Here is a 3,801-nt window from a genome sequence, read left to right as displayed (position 1 = left end):
TTCCGCGAACGCCCGTTCGGCCGGGCGGGAACTGGTGGGTTCGACGTTCATGGGCGCGCTGATGGCGGCGCTGCTTTGGTTCGGCCTCACGCTGCGGCCGAACCTGTGGATGCTGATTCTTTGGATGGCGGCCGCCGCGCTCTGGGCCGGCGCCAGGCTGTTCGGGGTCAAGGCTACGTCGTTTGCACCGACGTTCTGGAGCAATGCCCTGGTGACCATGCTGATCCTGCTGGGCCCGGCCATCGAGGACAGCGCCAACGGCAAGGACGTCTACACCGCTTCGGCCATCCGGGTCGGCCTGTTCGTCGGGGTGGCGCTGTACGCGTGGGCGACCGTGTGGGTGCTCGAGCGCTGGCGTGCATCAGAAGCCAGTGGGTCCCGATCGTTCTGAGAATCTGCTGGTCGGCAGCCGCCTCGCAGATCCAAATCCGTCATCCTTTGGCTTGTTCGATAGGTCGCTCAGCGGCCATCGAAACTTCAACTCTTGTTTCTTGCTTCGCCCCAGGGCACCACATCTCCAGGGAGTCGGCCCTTATTCCCCCGCGGGTTCGGCGTTCGCAAGCTGAGCGATGTAATCCCGCGCCTGCAGGAATTCCATCCCCTTGTCGAAGCACGCTAGGGCGCCTTCATCGATATAGGTCTTGCGCGCGGAGGGCCAGCCGAACTGGCAAAACATGACCACCTTGATTTCCGGATGGCGCTGGGTGACGTAACGCAGCACGTCGATTCCTCGGTCGTCTCCACGCAACTTAGCGTCCAGGACGATGAGCTTCGGAGGATTCGAGGCGATGGTTGCAAGCGCGCTCGCCACGTCCTCTGCATAGCTGATGACAATGCCTCCTGCCGCTGCCTGAAGCAGTGTGCCGAAGCTCTTCTGTATGGCCACGGAGTCGTCGACTAGCAGCACTTTCACCGTGTCTCGCCCCTTGTCCTTGTGATGTGCAGTGATGTTGCCTGGCATAGCGACGCGTGAGTTGGAATTTCTCATTGGATCGCAGAAAAATTGGGATTCTCGGACATTGTGTGGATGGCACCACATGTCCTGGATACGAGAGGCAATTCACCGTTCAGCGTGGTCCCTCGAAAGGGTAATCGTAGCCCCCGCGCGAATGGTGTTGTGAACTTCCGCCACCGCATCTGTTTGCCGCACCAGGTCCGCGATGTCCTCAGGCGTCGCAGGTGAAGACACCTTGACTTCGTATTGAATGCCGGTGGCCGCCAGGCCGATGCCAGGAAAATCCGCTGTCGCCTCGACCACGACCCCTTCGACGGGGACATTTAAGCGTTCTGCCTCGCGGTAAAGGTCATTGCAGTAGCAGGTCGCCAGCGCGAGCATGAGGAACTCGCCACCATTGACCGCGGAGCCTTTGCCAGAAGGCTTGGAGGGCACGACAAGAGACTGTGTGCCTTCGCCCGTGCGCACAGAGACTTCGTGCCGGTCCTGGGAGTTTCTGACAGTGGCGGAGATCAGCACGGTGCACTCCGATTGGACGATGTGGCTCCAGTCGAAATTCTGCCACCCGCTGGAACCGGAGGGAGATTCCGGCCGAACGCCTGTCCGCCTGTCCGCCTTGAAACCGGCAATTTGCCGTACAATGCCTTCAGCCTAGGAGGAAGCACCGCCATGACATCCGCCGCTACTGCCCGTCTAGAAGCAAGGATCAGCACCGAGCTGCATGCGATGCTCAAGCGCGCGTCCGAGTTGCAGGGGCGCACCATGACCGACTTCGTAGTTGCGGCGGTGCAGGACGCCGCGCAGAACGCCATCACCCAAGCCGAAGTGATCCGTCTTTCGCTGGCTGACCAGGAATGCTTCGCCCAGGCGATGCTGTCTCCTCCTAAGGCCACCCCGGCTCTGAAACGTGCATTCACCCGTCATCGCAAGCTGCTACGCGCTGAATGAGCAAGGCTGCGCCGTTTCGTGTTGCACCGCTTGACGCATCGCATGACCGCGCCAGCTTCGACAGCAATTCGGCAGCGCTGAACCGCTACCTACAGCAGCAGGCCACCGAAGACGTTCGCCGCCGCATCACCGCCTGCTTCGTGGCGGTGCCTGCTGACAAGGTTCAGCACATCGCGGGCTACTACACCCTGGCATCCTCCAGCGTGCTTCTGCATGACCTGCCAGCGGTCACTGGAAAGAAGCTGCCGCGATATCCTTCCGTGCCTGTGGTTCGCATGGGCAGGCTGGCCGTCGCGAAGGCCTTCAATGGAGTGGGCCTGGGTGCCGCCCTGCTGGCTGACGCGTTGGGCCGGGCGGCACGTGCGGAGATCGCCGCCTATGCCCTTGTCGTGGATGCCAAGGATGACGCCGCAGCATCCTTTTATCGGCAGCATGGATTTATTGCAATGCCGAGCACACCGTTGACGCTGTTCCTTCCGCTGGCGAAGGTCAAGGAACTGGCATAAACGCCAACCAGGCGATCTTTGGGCCGCCTGATCGGGCGCGACATCCTGTCGAGGAGCAGCGGCTGATCGTGTGCCTCGCCGGGACTGGCGATTTCCGGTCCAGCATGTCGACGACTCCTCAAGGCTGCGGTGGCAGCCGGACAGTTGGTGTGCCTCACTTGGACGACTTTCCAGCGCGCGCGGAGCGCGCTGCTTTGTTGCCCTCCGCCTGAGCCTCGATCCGGCGCAGCGCAGCGGCTGTCGCAGCCTGGCTCTCGCGCAACTGCGCAATCTCCCGCTCGGCCCGCTCTTGCTGGCGTTGCAACTGGGCGGCAAGGTCGGTCGCGCGGCGCTCTGCCCCAGCTGCCTTTTCTCGAAAGGTCACAAGTTCAATCTGGGCCTGCTGCTGCTGGCGGGACCAGGTGGTGGCCGCATCGCGGTGCGCGGCCTTCTCGGCCCGTAGCGCCTGCGTGGCTGCTTCGCGTGACTCGCGTGCAGCGTCCAGATCTACAGCGCGGGCCTTCTGCTCCTTTGCAAGGTCTGATGCAGCTTGGCGCGCCGCCACGCGCTCGCGATCGACGTCGGCAAGGAGTCGGCGTTCGTGGGCGACATGGCGCTGCTCGGCTTCCTTGGCGTCGCGGTGCGCCGCTTCCAGTTCTATCGCGGACTTCTCGCGCAGGGCTTCCTTGCTGGCCAGAGCCTCTTCGAGGGCCTTGCGAAGGCGCCGAACCTCGGCTTCCGAGTCGCTGAGCAGGCGAGCGGATTCCTGCTGCTGCGTGTGCATCTGGGCCTCCATGGCCGTGACTGCCTGGCGGGAGGATGCCAGCGCTTCATCCAGCGCGATGCGGGCCTGCTCGAACGAGGCCTGGCGCTGCTGAAGGTCTGCTTCTCTTTCGGTCAGGGCGCCGCGCTCGAGCTCAAGTTCTCGGCGGGCGGCCTCGGTCCGCTGGACCTGCACCTGGTCAGCTTCCCGACGGGCGACTTCCCAGAACCGGTGGGCGGCCTGCACGATCGCCAGGGGAAGCTTTTCCCCCTCGCCTTCGACGACGATGCCGCTGCGTCCCTCCAGGCGCTTGCCAAGGGTGGAGAACCACCGCTCGAGCATGGGGCTCACGGTGTTGGGCGATCCGCTGCCGATCTTCTGGCGCACGCGCTCGATGGTCGGGCGCAGGCCCTCGTGCAACAGCGTGTCCGCGGCTTCCCAGACTTGCGCCTCCTGGATCCCGCGGCCGCCGCTGCGCGGCTGAATTTCAACGCTCGAACTTCTGGAATCCATGCTCTGCTCCTCTTGCGCCTTTTACTTTCGATAATAAGAGATTATCGGAAATGATGTACGATGTACGTAAGACATCATACATGGCACATATGATAAATGACGGAAACACGTTGCTCGTCGGACGGCTTGCGTCGTCG

5 protein-coding genes and 1 pseudogene are annotated in these 3,801 nt (G+C 62.9%); 3 read left to right on the top strand and 3 right to left on the bottom strand.

Translation table 11 applies throughout. The features are described from left to right. Positions 1-391 (top strand): annotated as a pseudogene (locus ACSFBL_RS35440) (DUF2955 domain-containing protein); the annotation flags it as partial. Positions 392-532: 141 nt separating this feature from the next. Here ACSFBL_RS35440 and ACSFBL_RS35435 read toward each other — a convergent pair. Then, the gene (locus tag ACSFBL_RS35435; RefSeq protein WP_435520473.1) at positions 533-961 is read right to left on the bottom strand and encodes a response regulator; all 429 of its coding nucleotides are present in this window, start codon (positions 959-961) and stop codon (positions 533-535) included. 99 nt (positions 962-1,060) lie between these two features. Beyond that, the gene (locus tag ACSFBL_RS35430) at positions 1,061-1,474 is read right to left on the bottom strand and encodes an OsmC family protein (protein WP_435520472.1); all 414 of its coding nucleotides are present in this window, start codon (positions 1,472-1,474) and stop codon (positions 1,061-1,063) included. A gap of 150 nt (positions 1,475-1,624) precedes the next feature. On the opposite strand from ACSFBL_RS35430, the gene ACSFBL_RS35425 reads away from it, so the two are divergent. Both ACSFBL_RS35425 and ACSFBL_RS35420 read left to right on the top strand, forming a co-directional pair. Continuing rightward, entirely contained in the window at positions 1,625-1,903 is a 279-nt protein-coding gene (locus tag ACSFBL_RS35425; RefSeq protein ID WP_435520471.1) for a type II toxin-antitoxin system TacA family antitoxin, read from the top strand. Further along, on the top strand, positions 1,900-2,409 hold the full coding sequence (locus ACSFBL_RS35420; RefSeq protein ID WP_435520470.1) for a GNAT family N-acetyltransferase: 510 nt from the start codon (positions 1,900-1,902) through the stop codon (positions 2,407-2,409). The genes ACSFBL_RS35425 and ACSFBL_RS35420 overlap by 4 nt, the downstream gene beginning before the upstream one ends. A gap of 154 nt (positions 2,410-2,563) precedes the next feature. Here ACSFBL_RS35420 and ACSFBL_RS35415 read toward each other — a convergent pair whose 3' ends face one another. Further along, positions 2,564-3,664 carry a DNA-binding protein gene (locus ACSFBL_RS35415; protein WP_435520469.1) on the bottom strand — a complete coding sequence of 367 codons (1,101 nt, stop codon included), beginning with the start codon at positions 3,662-3,664 and terminating at the stop codon, positions 2,564-2,566. Positions 3,665-3,801 lie beyond the last annotated feature (137 nt).

The sequence above is a fragment of the Variovorax glacialis genome, from assembly GCF_051216375.1.
Taxonomy (GTDB): Bacteria; Pseudomonadota; Gammaproteobacteria; order Burkholderiales; family Burkholderiaceae_C; genus Variovorax.
The sequence above is the reverse complement of the archived record's forward strand: the minus strand, read 5'-3'. Positions and strand labels throughout refer to the sequence as shown.